The sequence below is a fragment of the Bacillus sp. EKM501B genome (genome assembly GCF_011800505.1).
Classification (GTDB): Bacteria; Bacillota; Bacilli; order Bacillales; family Bacillaceae_G; genus Bacillus_A; species Bacillus_A cereus.
In genome coordinates this window covers 139,042-156,128 of record NZ_JAALFZ010000008.1, presented here as the reverse complement: position 1 = coordinate 156,128, position 17,087 = coordinate 139,042, and the positions used below count along the sequence as shown (strand labels likewise).

Below are 17,087 nucleotides of genomic sequence, written 5' to 3'. Positions count from 1 at the left end.
AATTATCCATAAAATACACAAAAAAAATCCGTAAAGGCAAAGCCCTTACGGATTTTTTCACTTCATATCGGAAACGTTTAAACGGTTCACGGCACGTTGTAATGCCATTTCTGCACGTTTAAAGTCAACATGTGCTTGTTTATCTTGCAGACGTTGCTCAGCGCGACGCTTCGCTTCATTTGCGCGATGGATATCGATATGGTTTGCTTCTTCAGCAGATGATGATAATACAGTCACTTTATCTGGACGAACTTCGATAAAGCCACCGCTTACTGCTACATAATCAGTATGTCCACCATTTTTAAGACGAACTGCACTAATTTTTAATGGTGCAACAGTTGGAATGTGACCTGGTAAGATCCCCATTTCCCCACTCTCTGCTTTTACACTTACCATTTCTACTTCTTTTTCGTAAACCGGTCCATCAGGAGTTACAATACTGACTGGAAATGTCTTCATACTTCGTCCCTCCTAAGGCCTTACGCCATCATTTTCTTCGCGTTTTCAATAACTTCTTCAATGCCACCTACTAAGCGGAATGCATCTTCTGGAAGGTCATCATATTTTCCTTCTAGAATTTCTTTGAAACCACTAACTGTATTCTTTACAGGTACGTAAGAACCTTTTTGACCTGTAAACTGCTCAGCTACGTGGAAGTTTTGAGATAAGAAGAATTGAATACGACGAGCACGATGTACAACTAACTTATCTTCTTCAGATAACTCATCCATACCTAAGATAGCGATGATATCTTGAAGCTCTTTATAACGTTGTAAAGTTTGCTGTACTTGACGAGCTACTTCATAATGTTCTTCTCCTACGATTTCTGGAGAAAGTGCACGAGATGTAGATGCTAATGGATCTACGGCTGGGTAAATACCCATTTGCGTTAAACGACGCTCTAAGTTTGTTGTTGCATCTAAGTGAGCGAACGTTGTAGCTGGTGCTGGGTCAGTATAGTCATCGGCTGGTACATATACCGCTTGGATAGACGTGATAGACCCTTTATTTGTAGATGTAATACGCTCTTGTAATTGACCCATTTCTGTTGCAAGTGTTGGTTGGTAACCTACCGCAGATGGCATACGACCAAGAAGGGCAGATACTTCAGAACCCGCTTGCGTGAAACGGAAGATGTTATCGATGAACAGAAGTACGTCTTGTCCTTGCTCATCACGGAAATGCTCAGCCATTGTTAAACCTGTTAATGCAACACGTTGACGTGCTCCAGGTGGCTCGTTCATTTGTCCGAATACCATCGCAGTTTTCTTGATTACGCCAGAATCGCTCATTTCGTGGTATAAGTCATTACCCTCACGAGTACGCTCACCTACACCAGCGAATACAGAGATACCACCGTGCTCTTGTGCGATGTTGTTAATTAATTCCTGAATTAATACTGTTTTACCTACGCCGGCACCACCGAATAGGCCGATCTTACCACCCTTAATGTAAGGAGCAAGTAAGTCTACTACTTTAATACCAGTTTCAAGAATTTCTACTTTAGTAGATAATTCTTCGAATGCAGGTGCTTGACGGTGAATTGGATCACGATGTACATCTGCAGGAACCTCACCATCTAAGTCAATTGCATCACCTAATACGTTAAATACGCGACCAAGTGTTACATCACCAACTGGTACAGAGATTGGTTTACCAGTATCTTCTACTTCTGTGCCACGAACAAGTCCATCTGTGGAAGACATTGCAACTGTACGAACTGTATCATCACCTAAATGAAGTGCAACTTCAAATGTTAAGTTAATACTTCCGTTTTCGTTGCTTTGTTTTACCGTAAGGGCGTTGTAGATTTCTGGTAGCTTTCCGCCATCAAACTTAACGTCTACAACCGGACCCATGATTTGCGTAACGCGCCCTTTATTCATCGGGTTCCCTCCTAGCTTTCTTTTAATTAGCCAACTTTCTACGAGCAGCTAGCTTTTAATTTTTTATTGGTTTATAGCTTACGCGACTCTTTTGACAGAGCCGCTTCCGCTTTTTAATACTATTCTAACGCTGCTGCTCCACCAACGATTTCCGTAATTTCTTGCGTAATCGCTGCCTGACGCGCACGGTTGAATGAAAGTGTAAGTGAATCGATAACTTCCATTGCGTTGTCTGTAGCACTCTTCATTGCTGTCATACGCGCTGCGTGTTCACTTGCTTTACCGTCTAGTAATGCACCGTACACTAAGCTTTCTGCGTATTGTGGCAATAGTACTTTTAAAATTTCTTCTTCAGAAGGTTCGAATTCATAAGCTGTCGTCGGTTTGTCAGACGCCACATCAGTAAGCGGTAAAATTTTATTTTCCGTTACCTCTTGTGAAATTTTACTTACGTAATGGTTGTAGTAAATGTACAGCTCATCATAAGCACCATCTGCAAACATCGCAATTGCTCGAGAAGCAAGGTCTTTAATATCAGTAAATGATGGGTGGTCAGATAATCCAACTACTTCATCAATAATGTTAAAGCCGCGACGTTTTAAATAATCACGTCCTAGTCGTCCAAGCACAATAATAGAATATTGGTTTGAATCCATATTATGACGTTCACGAATTACGTTACTTACTGTACGTAATACGTTACTGTTATAACCACCTGCTAGTCCGCGATCAGACGTAATAACGATGTATCCTGTACGCTTTACAGGACGCGCATTTAGCATTGGATGATTAATCCCTTTGCTTCCTTGCGCAATGCTCGCTACTACTTCTTGAATCTTTTCCATATACGGAACGAAAGATTTAGCATTTTGCTCTGCACGGTTTAACTTAGATGCAGATACCATCTCCATCGCTTTCGTAATTTGACTCGTTTTCTTTGTCGAGTTAATCTTCGCTTTTATATCGCGTAAAGATGCCACAGGTTTTCACCACCTTTTTTCCGGAAGTTGGCACGATTAGTAAGAATCCTCTTCCTAATCTACGTTGCAAGATATTCTTGCTCATGATTGAAGGAAAAGAATAGGTGCACCTACTCTTTTCCTTTACATGACCTTTAGCAATCTCAGAGCCCGAGATGCCTTTTATATATACTATCTAGCTCCAGCGGCTTGAATGCTCGGTGGCTTCACTTCTTCCTACGAGGCAAACACCGCCTCTTCGTCAGAAGCTCCATCCCCCTCACATTCACAACGAGCCGCTTCCGCTTTTATTATTCAGAAGCTACAAATACTTTTTTAAATCCATTGATTGCTGCTGCAAATTTGTCGTCATCCGCAAGTTTCTTAGTTGTGCGGATTTCTTCTAATAAGTCAGTCGCATTAGAATCTAACCAAGCATGGAATTCTTCTTCAAAACGAGTGATATCTACTACTGGGATATCATCTAGGAATCCACGTGTTAAAGCGTAAAGAATGATAACTTGTTTCTCTACACGTAATGGTTTGTGTAATCCTTGTTTTAATACCTCAACAGTACGAGCACCACGGTTTAATTTCGCTTGAGTTGCTTTATCAAGGTCAGAACCGAACTGAGCGAACGCTTCTAACTCACGGTAAGATGCAAGGTCAAGACGAAGTGTACCTGATACTTTACTCATTGCTTTAATCTGAGCAGATCCACCTACACGAGATACAGAAGTACCCGCATCGATCGCTGGACGTACGCCAGAGAAGAATAGGTCAGATTGTAAGAAGATTTGTCCATCCGTAATAGAAATTACGTTTGTTGGGATGTATGCTGATACGTCCCCTGCTTGTGTTTCGATGAAAGGTAGTGCAGTTAAAGAACCGCCGCCTTTTGCATCACTTAATTTTGCTGCACGCTCTAATAAGCGAGAATGTAAGTAGAATACATCCCCTGGGTAAGCTTCACGACCTGGAGGACGACGTAATAGTAATGACAGCTCACGGTAAGCCGCTGCTTGTTTTGATAAGTCATCATATACTACTAATACGTGTTTACCATTGTACATGAACTCTTCACCCATTGTTACACCAGCGTAAGGAGCTAGGTATAATAATGGAGCTGGTTGAGAAGCAGATGCAGTTACAACGATTGTGTACTCTAATGCACCGTGCTTACGTAGTGTTTCTACTACGTTACGTACAGTTGATTCTTTTTGTCCAATTGCTACGTAGATACAAATCATGTCTTCATCTTTTTGGTTAATGATTGTATCAAGTGCAACTGCTGTTTTACCAGTTTGACGGTCACCAATGATTAACTCACGTTGACCACGGCCAATTGGTACAAGAGCATCGATCGCTTTAATACCTGTTTGAAGTGGCTCATGAACAGATTTACGATCCATTACACCTGGTGCTGGACTTTCGATTGGACGAGTGTTTGTTGTATTGATTGGGCCTAAACCATCAACTGGTTGACCTAATGGGTTTACAACACGACCAATTAGTTCTTTTCCTACCGGTACTTGCATGATGCGACCAGTACGACGAACTTCGTCACCTTCACGAATTTCTGTGTAAGGTCCTAAAATGATAATACCTACGTTGTTTTCCTCTAAGTTTTGTGCTAGTCCCATAACGCCATTAGAGAACTCTACAAGTTCACCAGCCATAACGTTATCAAGACCATGAGCACGCGCGATACCGTCACCAACTTGGATAACTGTACCAACATCACTAACTTCGATTTCAGACTGATAGTTCTCGATTTGTTGCTTTATCAGTGCGCTAATTTCTTCAGCTCTGATGCTCATGTGCTTCACCCCTATCTATTCTTCATTAATTCACGCTGAATACGTGCTAATTTTCCTTGTAAACTTCCGTCATAAATGCGATTTCCAATACGTACTTTAATTCCGCCTAGTAAATCTTCATCTACAACATTTTTCACGCGAATTGCATCTTTTCCCGTTCTCTTTGCAAATGCTTCAGCAATGTTAAGCTTCTCTTCTTCTGATAGAAGACGAGTAGAATATACAGTTGCATCCGCTACGTTACGTTCTTCATTAGCAAGAACAACATATTCATCTGCAATTTCAGGTAAGATATCAATGCGTTTGTTATCAATTAAAATATATAACGTATTTAAAATAGATTCAGAAACAGATCCGAATACGTTTGCAAGAAACGTTTTCTTTTGTTCCTTTGAAATGTTCGGTTGCGTTAAAAAGCTATGTAGTTCTCCGTTCTTTACATAAACGTTTTGTACAAGGCGTAATTCCTCTTCAAACATTTCTAATACGTGTTTTTCTTTAGCAATTTTAAAAAGAGCGACAGCATAACGTTTTGCTACAATCCCATTGCTCATCGCGCTTCTCCTACTTCTTTAATATAATCGCGAATTAACTTCACTTGATCTTCTTCTTTTAACTCTTTTTCAATTACTTTAGAAGCAATTTGAACAGATAAAGAAGCAACTTGTTCTTGTAAAGCAGCAATTGCTTGCTCTTTTTCGCGTTGAATTTCTTGTACAGCAGATGCTTTAATTGATTCTGCTTCTTCTTTCGCAGCAGCAACAATAACATCTTTTTGATCTACAGCTTGCTTTTTCGCTCTTTCGATTAACTCTTGTGCTTCAACACGTGATTGTTTTAACATTTCACGTTGTTCTTCTACTAATTTCTTCGCCTCAGCATTACTTCTTTCTGCAGCGTCGATTTCATTAGTAACATGCTCTTCACGTTCTTTCATAATTCCCATTAAAGGACCCCACGCAAATTTGCGTAGCATTACTAATAGAAGTAAGAAAATGAACAATGTATAAGCAATCGTTCCAAATGGAATGGCAGCACCTAATAATAAAGTTGGCACAAGGATTCACTCCCTTCAAAATATCTAAATTGATCATATGAAAAAAAAAGACATACGTTTCATTCATAAAGCAATGGCGAAGAAAGTTCGGAAAAACACTCTTCGCCATCTATGTAAGGGGAGTCTCCCTTATTTGTTCATTACGATGAATGCAATAACTACACCGATGATTGGAAGTGCCTCAACTAAAGCAACCCCGATGAACATAATTGTTTGAAGTGCGCCTTTTAATTCTGGTTGACGAGCAACACCTTCGATTGTACGTGATACGATAAGACCGTTACCAATACCTGCACCTAATGCTGATAAACCAATTGCAATTGCAGCTGCGATTACACCTAAACTCATTTAATTTGTCCTCCTTTGTATTATAAAAAAATAAATTTTTTCTTACTTAAATTATATTAATGGTCATGGCTTACTTTATGAGCCATATAAACCATCGTTAACATAACGAAAATAAATGCTTGGATTGATCCAACGAATACACTGAATCCCATCCATGCTAACATTGGTACAAGCGCACCTAATGCCCCAAGGACTGATGCTCCGCCCAACTTAGCAAGTAATCCTAATAAGATCTCACCTGCATAAATGTTACCAAATAAACGAAGACCTAACGTTAATGTGTTAGCAAACTCCTCAATAACCTTTAATGGGAATAAGAATTTCATAGGTTGGAAATAACCTTTTACGTACTCTTTCGTACCCTTCATCTTAATTCCATAATAATGGGTGAGGGTAACTACCATCACGGCTAATGTTAATGTAACTGCTGGATCAGACGTTGGTGATCTCCACCATGCAATATGTTCGCCAGCTTCAGTTGCTGAATACATGAATGGTAAACCAAGGAAGTTCGATACGATGATAAACATGATAAGCGTAACGCCAAGCGTTAAGAAACGTCCACCTGTTTTCCAGTCCATCGTACTATTGATAATCCCTTTCACGAAGTCAAACACCCATTCCATGAAGTTTTGCATCCCGGTTGGGCGAAGAGCTAAGCTGCGAGTTCCGATAACAGCGATTAAGAAAACAATAACTGCTGCTACAGTAACCATCATAACTGATGACAAATCGAACGTTAAACCTAGAAATTCAACTAATTTACCGTGTTCCACTAGTAATTCACCTCTCTTCCCTGCTCTTATACTCTAAATAAAGAAAATCTATGATCATGACAAGGTATCCTGTCAGCAATCCTACACCTAGGCCCCACATCGCGATTAACTCTTGATATTTGGCTGCAAATAAAATTAATAACCCAATCGTGGCGAATCTCGAATATGTACTTACCGCTGTTGCCTTGAACTTCACGTTTTCTCCATTTGTTACGCGATCTAGCAGCTTGTCTGTTCTACGTGCAATGATGCGCAAACTAAGAAAACTGAAAATCGTCCCGATAATCAGTCCAAGAAATACATCCTTGTAAGAGGTAAATCCCCATCCTAGCACTAGAAGCGCAAGCAAGTAGTACATATATTTCTTTTGTCTTTGGACAAGTCCATGTACGTCTATCATCATTGCTCTCCCGAATAGTAATGTCGAATGAGTCGAATCATTGCGTATACCCCTGTTCCTAGTCCGAGTAATAACCCTATAATAAGAAACAACGGAAACGTTCCAACCTTATTATCAATCCACTGCCCACCAAAGATTCCAACAAGAATAGAACCGACTAATTGAGCAAGAATACCTGACATTAAAGCATAAGCTTTTATATGGCTGCGATCGTTTTTTTGCAAGGATTCATCCCTCCAATATGTAACCCTCATTCACGATGTGTTAATAATAACTCATTTTTTTGCATAAATCCTATACAAAACAAAAAGTTTACATTTTCGTCACGGAATAGATGTAATTTTGTCACTGAAAGCCCTACCATCTATCCCCGTTGTTAGCATACAATAGGGTATTAACAGTGTCAACGAGAAATCGTAAAAAATCTAAAAATTTGAGTATTAGGCATTTCCTCCCAAAAATGAAAACGTTCCCCTTCTAAATACTGGTTACATATATGCAATTTCTAACAGTTTTCTCTTTATAATAGAAGGAAATGTTCACAAGTTTGTCACTATTATATTTTCGAGATATAACGCTTTTCTTCCATAATATAGTGTTCCTCAGACGTAAGACTTCTATATTATATGTGAGGTGTATGCAACTTATGTTGTATATACGATGTATATTTATCCTCTCCCCCTCCCCTACTTGCTTACAACAAAAAAGACGAGCTGGGGAATCTCCCCTGCTCGTCAGTTGTCTTACTTCGTTCCGAATAAACGGTCACCAGCATCACCAAGACCTGGTACTACATATCCGTGGTCATTTAATTTCTCATCTAATGCTGCTACATAAATATCAACATCAGGATGTTCTTCTTGTACTACTTTTACCCCTTCTGGAGCTGCAACGATACACATTAATTTAATTTGTTTCGCACCGCGCTTTTTCAGAGAGTTAATTGCTTCAGCCGCAGAACCACCTGTTGCTAGCATCGGATCTAGTACGATAAAGTCACGCTCTTCTACATCCGTTGGAAGTTTCACATAGTATTCTACCGGTTGCAATGTTTTAGGGTCACGGTATAAACCAACGTGTCCTACTTTTGCTGCTGGAATTAATTTCAGAATTCCATCAACCATTCCTAAACCTGCACGTAAAATCGGAATTAAACCAAGTTTTTTACCAGCGATCACTTTTGTTGTCGCTTTGCTTACAGGTGTTTCAATTTCAATGTCCTTAAGTGGAAGGTCGCGAGTAATTTCGAAAGCCATTAAACTTGCTACTTCGTCCACTAATTCACGAAAATCTTTCGTACCTGTATTCTTATCGCGAATATATGTAATCTTATGTTGAATTAACGGGTGATCAAATACATACAGTTTTCCCATGTGAATCTCTCCTTTAGATGATATTCATGCGTTTGCACGCTTTTTTACACTATTTACGATTGTAAAGAAAACGCTACTAATATTCAAGGGCAAATTTGGCAAAATCATGATTTTACGATGAATCTATCTAGTATCTTTACCAATTATGGGAGCTGTATCCTTCATTATATCGCCAAAATTTATTCATCATTTGTATACATACTTTAAAAATAATATATGTCCACAAAAAAGACCGCCAAAACAATTAAGTCTCGGCAGTCTTCTTCAATCTATTATAGATTTGGATACATTGTGAATTTGCTAGTTAACGCTTCTACACGCTTACGTACTTCTTCTAATGCAACTTCATTTTCATGATTTTTTAATGTATAAGCAATAAGTGACGCAATTTCATCCATTTCTTCTAAACCGAAACCACGAGATGTTACAGCTGCTGTACCGATACGTACACCACTTGTTACAAATGGGCTTGCTGTTTCAAATGGAATTGTATTTTTGTTCACTGTAATACCAACTTCATCTAATACGTGCTCTGCTACTTTACCTGTGATTTCTAAGTTACGAACATCAATCAAGATTAAGTGATTGTCTGTTCCGCCAGAAACAAGTGTAAGTCCTTCTTTTTGAAGACCTTCAGCTAAGCGGTTCGCATTGTTAATGATATTTTGTGCATATGTTTTGAAATCATCTTGAAGTGCTTCACCAAATGCAACAGCTTTTGCAGCGATTACGTGCATAAGTGGACCACCTTGAATACCAGGGAAGATTGATTTATCAATTTGTTTTGCAAATTGCTCTTCACATAAAATCATACCACCACGCGGACCACGTAACGTTTTATGTGTTGTCGTTGTAACGAAATGTGCATGTGGTACTGGATTTGGGTGTAAACCAGCAGCTACTAAACCAGCGATATGTGCCATATCAACCATTAAATAAGCGCCCACTTCATCTGCAATCTCACGGAATCGCTTGAAATCGATAACACGAGGGTATGCACTTGCACCTGCAACGATTAATTTTGGTTTATGTTCTTTCGCTTTTGCTAATACATCATCGTAATTAATACGGTGAGAGTCAGCATCCACGCCATATTCTACGAAATTATATTGTACTCCACTGAAGTTAACAGGGCTTCCGTGTGTTAAGTGACCACCATGAGATAAGTTCATACCAAGTACTGTATCGCCTTGCTCTAAAATCGTAAAGTATACTGCCATGTTCGCTTGTGCACCAGAGTGTGGTTGAACATTTACGTGCTCTGCGCCGAAAATTTCTTTCACGCGATCACGTGCGATATCTTCTACTACGTCTACGTGTTCACAGCCACCATAGTAACGTTTTCCAGGATATCCTTCAGCATACTTATTCGTTAAAACAGAACCTTGTGCCTCCATTACTGCTTCACTTACGAAGTTTTCCGAAGCAATTAACTCAATCTTTGAACGCTGTCTTCCTAGTTCTGCCTCAATTGCAGCAAATACCTTTTCATCTTGACGTTTTAAATGATCCACCAAAATCCCCCTTTTCTGAACGAATTACATCGATTCCCAACAGTTTTTTCTTATTTATTCAGAAAAAACGAAAATTCAGGTTGTAATTCTTTCGAACCTTCATGTTTTCAACTACATTCTAACATGACTTTCTATATCATAAAAGAAAAAAAAGACCGAAAATCGGTCTTTTCTTTCTTCTATTATAAAGTCAGACAACATACCTTTTATCTTATGATAAACAGTTACTATATGACTTCCTAATTTCTCATATTTAACGGCAAGTGATAGTCTCTTCCACTGCCGCATAGACAGCACGCGCTCCACCAATTAGTTTTCCACGTGTTTTGGCCATCGTTACATGCGCACTTCCAATTGCCTTCACACTTGTACGAACCGGAACAGCTACATGCTTTAAATGCATACCGATAAATGTATCACCAATATCCATTCCTGCATCAGCTTTAATAAACTCAACTACTACCGGATCTTTCAAATTGTGATACGCGTATGTCCCCAATGCACCACCTGCTGATCTAACAGGCGTAACTGTTACAATTTCAAATTGATATTTTATCGCTACTTCTCTCTCAACTACTAAAGCACGGTTTAAATGCTCACAACATTGAAACGCTAATTCAATACCTGTTTGCTCTTGAAATTGTTTTAACTCAGAGAAAATCGCCTCTGCTACTTCCATCGTTCCTGATGTTCCAATTCTTTCGCCTAGCACTTCGCTCGTGCTACAACCCACTACAAAAATTTGACCGCTTTGTAATGAAGCTTGTTCTTGGAAATCAGAAAGCGACATTTGTAGCTGTTCTCTTACCTTTACGATTTCTGTCATTACGCCTCTTCCTTTCACAGGTTGGTTCACCAAATTATATTTCACACTACTGATAGTTAGAATCTATTACTTTGTTTCGTATGTTTTAATTTTTCCTACGCGGTTTTCGTGACGACCACCTTCATAGTCAGTTGTTAACCAGATTTTCGCGATATCACGCGCTAGACCAGCACCAATTACACGCTCACCCATCGCTAGCATATTAGTGTCATTATGCTCTCTCGTTGCTTTCGCGCTGAAAGTATCATGAACTAACGCACAACGGATACCATTTACTTTGTTTGCTGCGATTGACATACCAATGCCTGTCCCACAAACTAAAATACCACGATCTACTTCACCATTCGCTACCATTTCAGCTGCTGGAAACGCAAAGTCAGGGTAATCAACAGAACCAGCTTCACATTCACAACCTAAATCAATATATTCAATATTTAACTCTTCTAATAAACTTACAAGTTCTTTGCGGATATTCATACCGCCGTGATCAGATGCTATTACTACTTTCATTTTTACCCCTCCAAAGTTTCAATCAATTATCTTCATTTCACACTCGCTACCTCACATAGGAAGAAGTGATCTCCAATATCGTATTATACACGAAACATCAACCTACTGAATGTTTTTTCAGTAAAGTTTGTACAAGTTTTTCCATCTCATCTAACGTTTCTTTATAAATAGAAAGCGAGCCTCCAAATGGATCTGAAATGTCCTTGCCTATACCTTCAGTTAATCCATATAACGTATTTAATTTCTTTTCAACGCTCGGATAATGCCCAAGTACAATTTGCTTATGGTTTTCTGTCATCGTTACGACAATATCAGCCCAATCAAGCAAAGTTTCATTTATTTGCTGCGCCGCATGATCAATTAAAATTCCTTTTTCAGCTAAAGCTTCCTTCGCATGTACCGATGCATCGCTCCCAGGATAGGCGAAAACACCAGCAGATTGCACTTCAAACTTATCTCCTCCGTGATGACGAAGCAACGCCTCAGCCATTGGACTACGACATGTATTGCCAGTACAAACAAATAACACTCGTTTCATTCAAACCCACCCCTATATTCGATTTCTTACCATTCATCATAACTTACATTAGAATAGAACAAAAGAAATGTGAATATACAAAAGGCGCATTTCTCTTATATTTTTTCTAAGAAAAATGCGCCTTATCCACATATATGTGAAACCCTATTTCCAAGTGCCTAGAGTATTTTAACATACATGCTGAACATGCAACAAAAATAAGGAATCCATTTCATACGAAACGGATTCCTCTTATATTGCAATTATTTCATTGTAACTTTCATTACTTCTGTTGAACCTTTTGTAGCTGCTACGCCTACAGTTGTCTTAATAGACTCAGCTGCATCTGTGTTTGTAATAACAATTGGAGTAATTGTGCTTTTCGCTTTTTCACGGATTAATTCTAAGTCGAATGAGATTAATTTATCTCCAGCTTTTACAGCTTGGCCTTCAGAAACGTGAGCTTCGAAACCTTCGCCTTCCATTTTTACAGTTTCTAATCCAACGTGGATTAAAATTTCTGTACCGTTTTTCGCTTTAATTCCGATAGCATGTTTTGTGTGGAATAATTGTACGATTTCACCATCAACTGGAGATACAACTACACCTTCAGTAGGATCGATTGCAACACCGTCACCCATCATACGACCAGCAAATACTGGATCTGGTACTTCTTCAATATTTTTCACTGCTCCAGTTAATGGAGCTACGATTGTTTCTTCATTTGTTTTTGAACCAAGACCGAATAATTTTTTAAACATAGGATAGTCCTCCTTATAATTTACCTAAAAGTTTATAGGGCAATCCCTAGTAAAGCTCGGGATACATGTAAGACTTCATACTTCGAATATTATACTGTAAAAACGCTTTCGAAATAAATTACGTCATTACTAATAGACTCTTATTGTAGCGCTTCACAAAATTCCAGTCAATTCTGATTGTCTGAATAACAATTAGAAGTTAACTTCTATTCATATTTTCTCTTTTTTTGCCCAACTTGTCTAGAGGTCTTTACTACATTTTATTTTTTGTTGTTAATTTGTAAAATTTAATTCAAACTTTTTTCAAAATACACTTGACTAAAGTAAGTAACTATTTTATTATTACTTACGTAAGGTAAGTTAATAACTTTTAGGAGGTTTTTAAAAATGATGGATTTCGGTCTACTTATTATTCGTCTTATTATAGGAATTACATTCATGGGTCATGGCGCTCAAAAATTATTTGGTTGGTTCGGCGGTTACGGTTTAAAAGGAACAGGTGGCTGGATGGAGTCAATCGGTTTACGTCCTGGTGTATTTATGGCATTTATGGCTGGCGCAACTGAATTACTAGGTGGTTTCTTATTTGCATCAGGTATTTTCATTGTAGTTGGTTCATTATTTATCGTTGGAACAATGTTAATGGCTATCTTCACTGTTCACGGAAAAAATGGTTACTGGGTAACACAAAACGGATATGAATATAACTTAATGTTAATCGCTGTCGCTGTTGGTGTAGCTTTAATCGGACCTGGCGCATACGTTTTACTTTAATTTTTATCTCAAATTTGAGATTCTTGAAAAAAGAACTTACTTCATTACAATTGAAGTAAGTTCTTTTTATGAAACAAAATATTATTTCCAGCAGGATTTTCTCATCGTTATCTTGTAAACAAACAATAAGTATTCATATTTAGAAAGGGGATTACAAGCATGTTATCCATTAATCCAAATGAACAAACTGAAAAAGATAATTACAAATTACTTACTGGAAGTATCATCCCTCGTCCTGTCGCATTCGTTACTTCTGTAACAAAAGAAGGCGTACTAAACGGAGCACCATATAGTTATTTCAATATTGTCGCTGCTAATCCACCACTTATCTCAGTATCTGTACAACGAAAAGCCGGAGAAAGAAAGGACACTTCCCGAAACGCAATTGAAAAAGGAGAATTTGTCGTACATATTTCTGACGAATCATATGTAGCAGCAATTAACGAAACAGCAGCTAACCTCCCGCCAAATGAAAGTGAAATTGAACTAGCAAAACTAACACCAATCGAAAGTGAAGTCATCTCTGTTCCAGGTGTAAAAGAAGCAAATATTCGAATGGAATGCGTATTAGAACGTGCAATTCCACTTGGCGGAACGGAAGACTCACCAGCTTGTGATCTACTAATTGGACGCGTCGTTCGTTTCCACGTTGCCGAACATCTATATGAAAAAGGGCGCATTCACGCCGAAGGACTCAAACCAATAAGCCGCCTAGCAGGACACAACTATGCAAAATTAGGAGAACAATTTGAATTGGTTAGGCCAGTTTAAAAGTGGAAGTGGCCCGTTTAGCTCTGACCAGCTAAGGTTCTCTCGCACAAAAGGTGCTTTTTACCTTTCGTGCGGGAGGTTCTTAGATGCGAAGAGCTGGCCACTGGAACTGGATAATATCTAAAAGCGGAAGCGGCTCGTTCAGAATCGCAGGGCACTTCAAGCTCTCGACCTTGAAGCGCTTTTTGCTTCATGCGAGAGAGCGAAATGACCGGAGATTCTAGCCGCTGAAGCTGGATAATCTTTAAAAGTGGAAGTGGCCCGTTTAGCTCTGACCAGCTAAGGTTCTCTCGCACAAAAGGTGCTTTTTACCTTTCGTGCGGGAGGTTCTTAGATGCGAAGAGCTGGCCACTGGAACTGGATAATATCTAAAAGTGGAAGCGGCTCGTTCAGAATGGGAGGGGGATGGAGCTTCTGACGTAGAGGCGCTTTTTGCCTCGCAGGAAGACGCGAAGCCACCGACCATTCTAGCCGCTGGAGCTGGATATATTTAAAAGCAAGGCGGCTAGATTCCTCCCATCACTCAAATATAAAATCCCCTGCTTTTTAGCAGGGGATTTTATCATTGTAATTCTTCCTTCTTTTCCTCTAAAGTAGGCATTTTCTCTTTTTTCGGCTTCCCTAGCTTAATTACGAAGAAGTATAGGGAAAGCAATGTAATAAGAAAAACAATTAAAAACGGGTACGGAGAGTAAAAGGCACGCGCCGCCTCAGTCTTTCCCGCAACAAATTTCAATGACTCAATATCTAAAAACTCAGCAAACATTTGTACACCGAGCATACTAAACCAAAAAACAAAAAAACTAATAATAATACCAAAAACTTGCTTCAATCTCGTCATTCATCTCATCCTTTCTATATCTGTAATTTTTAGCGCAATAAATATAGTACAAACAAAATATTCACAGAAAGGAACTATCTCACCATTCACGAATTAACTTAATCCAACCTAACATCGAAATTTGCAAAATAATACCCCAAATTATAAGTCTTCTTAGCCATCGAGGATAGAAGGTTAAAAATTTAACATACCATTCCAATAGCTTGTTCATAATTCCCTCCTACATAAAATTATATAGGAAAAAGGATATATAATCCAAACCCAACTAAAATGATACCACCTACTATCTCACCATATGTACCGAGCATATCTTTCGCATGTCTCCCAATTAATAAACCCATCCACGCTAATAACATGCTAACAAATCCAAAAAGTAAAATCGTAATAATTGTTTGTGCTCCATAAATACCAAGACTAAGTCCTACTGAGAAACTATCTATACTGACGCCAAATGCAAATACGAATAAACTAATTCCAATAGGGGCTGTTCTAGTCTCTTCATTTTGTAAAATGCTCGAATATACGATATAAAACCCTAGTCCGATTAATAAAATAGCACCCGCAAAATGTGCGATATCTCCATACTTCTCTGATAAAAAACGACCTAGTACCATTCCTATAAACGGCATAATAATATGAAATATCCCTATCGTCATACCAATATACAGGATTTGTCTTAACTTTAGGGGTATCATCCCCATACCAAGACTCACCGAGAACGCATCCATCCCTAAGGCGAATGCCATAATTATTAAAGGTATTAGCTGTTCAAACGTCATTCATGCCCCTCCTTGGACGTGCTACTTCACAATATGCTTATCCAAGGAGAAATATTCTGTTTGCTAATCTTACCTTATCATTCAATAATAATATGATGTCCTGCCGCTTTTGTTAAACGATTCATAATTGCATTTCCTATTCCTTCATTAGGGAATGACTCACTAAAAATAACATCCACTTCACTTGCATCAAATGTTCTAAGTACATCATATAATTTAGTCGCAACACTAGCTAAGTCACTTCTAACACCACAAGATAATATAACATCTGCACTATATACATGCTGATACTCTTCTGTCGTTAATACGCCTACTTTAAATCCTTCTTCCTTTTTCTCATCCACAAGATGCTGAATAAACTCACGTGAACCCTCAACAATACTAAGTGGTGCTTTCGGCGCATAATGTGTGTATTTCATTCCAGGCGATTTCGGTTTTTCCTTCTCATCCTTTAAAGCTGGATCTAAAGAAACAGTACCTATCACCGCTTCTAATTGTTCTTTCGTAATCCCACCTGGACGTAATATTGTTGGAACCGCGCTTGTACAATCAATTACAGTTGATTCAACGCCTACTCCAGTTGCACCACCATCAACAATACCTGCAATCTTCCCATTCAAATCTTCATATACGTGAGAAGCTAATGTTGGACTTGGACGCCCTGAACGATTCGCACTTGGTGCTGCAACAGGTACATTCGCCTCTTCAATAAGAGCAAGTGCAATTGGATGATCAGGCATCCTTACTCCAACCGTATTAAGTCCTGCCGTCACCTTCTCTGAAATCCCTTCTTTTCTCGGCAAAATAATTGTTAATGGTCCTGGCCAAAAATGCGCCATTAACTTCTCTGCAACTGGTGGAATTTCTTTCACAATCCCATCTAACTGAGATTTTGTACCTATATGGACAATGAGTGGATTATCACTCGGTCTTCCTTTCGCTTCGAAAATTTTCGCGATTGCTTCATCATCCATCGCATTTGCACCTAACCCATATACTGTTTCCGTAGGGAAAGCCACCGCCTCATTTTCTCTTAATAATTTTGCTGCTTCTTGTAACTGTGGATAATATTTTTTTCTTTCCACAACATTATCCACAACCCACATGTTTGTATGCATTTTTTTCCACGTCCTTTTCTACCCTTAAATACTTGTATATTTTTAGTTTACTATGAG

23 protein-coding genes are annotated in these 17,087 nt (G+C 38.7%); 2 read left to right on the top strand and 21 right to left on the bottom strand.

Translation table 11 applies throughout. From position 1 onward, the window contains the following. Window positions 1-57: 57 nt before the first annotated feature. The 17 genes from atpC to HFD78_RS16925 form a co-directional block, all read right to left on the bottom strand. The gene (gene atpC, locus HFD78_RS17005; RefSeq protein ID WP_000847211.1) at window positions 58-459 is read right to left on the bottom strand and encodes a F0F1 ATP synthase subunit epsilon; all 402 of its coding nucleotides are present in this window, start codon (window positions 457-459) and stop codon (window positions 58-60) included. A gap of 20 nt (window positions 460-479) precedes the next feature. Further along, window positions 480-1,886 carry a F0F1 ATP synthase subunit beta gene (gene atpD, locus HFD78_RS17000; protein ID WP_001032593.1) on the bottom strand — a complete coding sequence of 469 codons (1,407 nt, stop codon included), beginning with the start codon at window positions 1,884-1,886 and terminating at the stop codon, window positions 480-482. Window positions 1,887-2,005: 119 nt separating this feature from the next. After that, a complete protein-coding gene (gene atpG, locus HFD78_RS16995) occupies window positions 2,006-2,866 on the bottom strand; it encodes a F0F1 ATP synthase subunit gamma (protein ID WP_000157696.1) in 861 nt (286 codons plus the stop codon). Window positions 2,867-3,156: 290 nt separating this feature from the next. Next, entirely contained in the window at window positions 3,157-4,665 is a 1,509-nt protein-coding gene (atpA, locus tag HFD78_RS16990; RefSeq protein ID WP_000027518.1) for a F0F1 ATP synthase subunit alpha, read from the bottom strand. 11 nt (window positions 4,666-4,676) lie between these two features. Next, window positions 4,677-5,219, bottom strand: coding sequence for a F0F1 ATP synthase subunit delta (gene atpH / locus HFD78_RS16985; protein ID WP_000064683.1), 543 nt, complete (start codon window positions 5,217-5,219; stop codon window positions 4,677-4,679). Then, window positions 5,216-5,722 (bottom strand): F0F1 ATP synthase subunit B, encoded by a 507-nt coding sequence (gene atpF / locus HFD78_RS16980; protein WP_001142618.1) that lies wholly within the window; start codon window positions 5,720-5,722, stop codon window positions 5,216-5,218. Before atpF ends, atpH begins: the two co-directional genes overlap by 4 nt. 129 nt (window positions 5,723-5,851) lie before the next feature. Further along, window positions 5,852-6,070 carry a F0F1 ATP synthase subunit C gene (gene atpE / locus HFD78_RS16975; protein WP_000052064.1) on the bottom strand — a complete coding sequence of 73 codons (219 nt, stop codon included), beginning with the start codon at window positions 6,068-6,070 and terminating at the stop codon, window positions 5,852-5,854. A gap of 56 nt (window positions 6,071-6,126) precedes the next feature. Then, window positions 6,127-6,846 carry a F0F1 ATP synthase subunit A gene (gene atpB / locus HFD78_RS16970; protein WP_000399871.1) on the bottom strand — a complete coding sequence of 240 codons (720 nt, stop codon included), beginning with the start codon at window positions 6,844-6,846 and terminating at the stop codon, window positions 6,127-6,129. 7 nt (window positions 6,847-6,853) lie between these two features. Next, window positions 6,854-7,246, bottom strand: coding sequence for an ATP synthase subunit I (locus HFD78_RS16965; protein WP_000567600.1), 393 nt, complete (start codon window positions 7,244-7,246; stop codon window positions 6,854-6,856). Further along, a complete protein-coding gene (locus tag HFD78_RS16960; protein WP_001171223.1) occupies window positions 7,246-7,470 on the bottom strand; it encodes an AtpZ/AtpI family protein in 225 nt (74 codons plus the stop codon). Before HFD78_RS16960 ends, HFD78_RS16965 begins: the two co-directional genes overlap by 1 nt. Before the next feature lie 26 nt (window positions 7,471-7,496). Further along, window positions 7,497-7,610 carry a DUF4024 domain-containing protein gene (locus tag HFD78_RS16955; RefSeq protein WP_000232962.1) on the bottom strand — a complete coding sequence of 38 codons (114 nt, stop codon included), beginning with the start codon at window positions 7,608-7,610 and terminating at the stop codon, window positions 7,497-7,499. Between the two features lie 379 nt (window positions 7,611-7,989). Next, window positions 7,990-8,619: a uracil phosphoribosyltransferase gene (gene upp / locus HFD78_RS16950; protein WP_000517539.1), complete on the bottom strand. Its 630-nt coding sequence runs from the start codon at window positions 8,617-8,619 to the stop codon at window positions 7,990-7,992. A gap of 272 nt (window positions 8,620-8,891) precedes the next feature. Beyond that, complete coding sequence (gene glyA / locus HFD78_RS16945; RefSeq protein WP_000349809.1) at window positions 8,892-10,133, bottom strand: serine hydroxymethyltransferase; 1,242 nt, start codon at window positions 10,131-10,133, stop codon at window positions 8,892-8,894. Window positions 10,134-10,386: 253 nt separating this feature from the next. Next, window positions 10,387-10,959, bottom strand: a complete 573-nt coding sequence (locus HFD78_RS16940) for a TIGR01440 family protein (protein WP_000136375.1) — start codon at window positions 10,957-10,959, stop codon at window positions 10,387-10,389. 66 nt (window positions 10,960-11,025) lie between these two features. Then, window positions 11,026-11,469: a ribose 5-phosphate isomerase B gene (gene rpiB / locus HFD78_RS16935; RefSeq protein ID WP_000869542.1), complete on the bottom strand. Its 444-nt coding sequence runs from the start codon at window positions 11,467-11,469 to the stop codon at window positions 11,026-11,028. 97 nt (window positions 11,470-11,566) lie between these two features. After that, complete coding sequence (locus HFD78_RS16930) at window positions 11,567-12,007, bottom strand: low molecular weight protein arginine phosphatase (RefSeq protein ID WP_000832368.1); 441 nt, start codon at window positions 12,005-12,007, stop codon at window positions 11,567-11,569. A 242-nt stretch (window positions 12,008-12,249) separates the two neighbouring features. Further along, window positions 12,250-12,747 carry a PTS sugar transporter subunit IIA gene (locus HFD78_RS16925; protein WP_000473665.1) on the bottom strand — a complete coding sequence of 166 codons (498 nt, stop codon included), beginning with the start codon at window positions 12,745-12,747 and terminating at the stop codon, window positions 12,250-12,252. Window positions 12,748-13,134: 387 nt separating this feature from the next. On the opposite strand from HFD78_RS16925, the gene HFD78_RS16920 reads away from it, so the two are divergent. Both HFD78_RS16920 and HFD78_RS16915 read left to right on the top strand, forming a co-directional pair. Next, entirely contained in the window at window positions 13,135-13,521 is a 387-nt protein-coding gene (locus HFD78_RS16920) for a DoxX family protein (RefSeq protein ID WP_000968616.1), read from the top strand. 159 nt (window positions 13,522-13,680) lie between these two features. Continuing rightward, window positions 13,681-14,292 carry a flavin reductase family protein gene (locus HFD78_RS16915; RefSeq protein ID WP_000949055.1) on the top strand — a complete coding sequence of 204 codons (612 nt, stop codon included), beginning with the start codon at window positions 13,681-13,683 and terminating at the stop codon, window positions 14,290-14,292. A gap of 562 nt (window positions 14,293-14,854) precedes the next feature. Here HFD78_RS16915 and HFD78_RS16910 read toward each other — a convergent pair. The 4 genes from HFD78_RS16910 to HFD78_RS16900 form a co-directional block, all read right to left on the bottom strand. Further along, the gene (locus tag HFD78_RS16910) at window positions 14,855-15,133 is read right to left on the bottom strand and encodes a DUF3935 domain-containing protein (RefSeq protein ID WP_000197472.1); all 279 of its coding nucleotides are present in this window, start codon (window positions 15,131-15,133) and stop codon (window positions 14,855-14,857) included. 79 nt (window positions 15,134-15,212) lie between these two features. Next, window positions 15,213-15,344: a hypothetical protein gene (locus HFD78_RS29820; RefSeq protein ID WP_001037636.1), complete on the bottom strand. Its 132-nt coding sequence runs from the start codon at window positions 15,342-15,344 to the stop codon at window positions 15,213-15,215. A 19-nt stretch (window positions 15,345-15,363) separates the two neighbouring features. Next, window positions 15,364-15,912 carry a manganese efflux pump MntP gene (locus HFD78_RS16905; protein WP_000142463.1) on the bottom strand — a complete coding sequence of 183 codons (549 nt, stop codon included), beginning with the start codon at window positions 15,910-15,912 and terminating at the stop codon, window positions 15,364-15,366. A gap of 77 nt (window positions 15,913-15,989) precedes the next feature. Then, window positions 15,990-17,030 (bottom strand): L-threonylcarbamoyladenylate synthase, encoded by a 1,041-nt coding sequence (locus HFD78_RS16900; protein WP_000557351.1) that lies wholly within the window; start codon window positions 17,028-17,030, stop codon window positions 15,990-15,992. Window positions 17,031-17,087 lie beyond the last annotated feature (57 nt).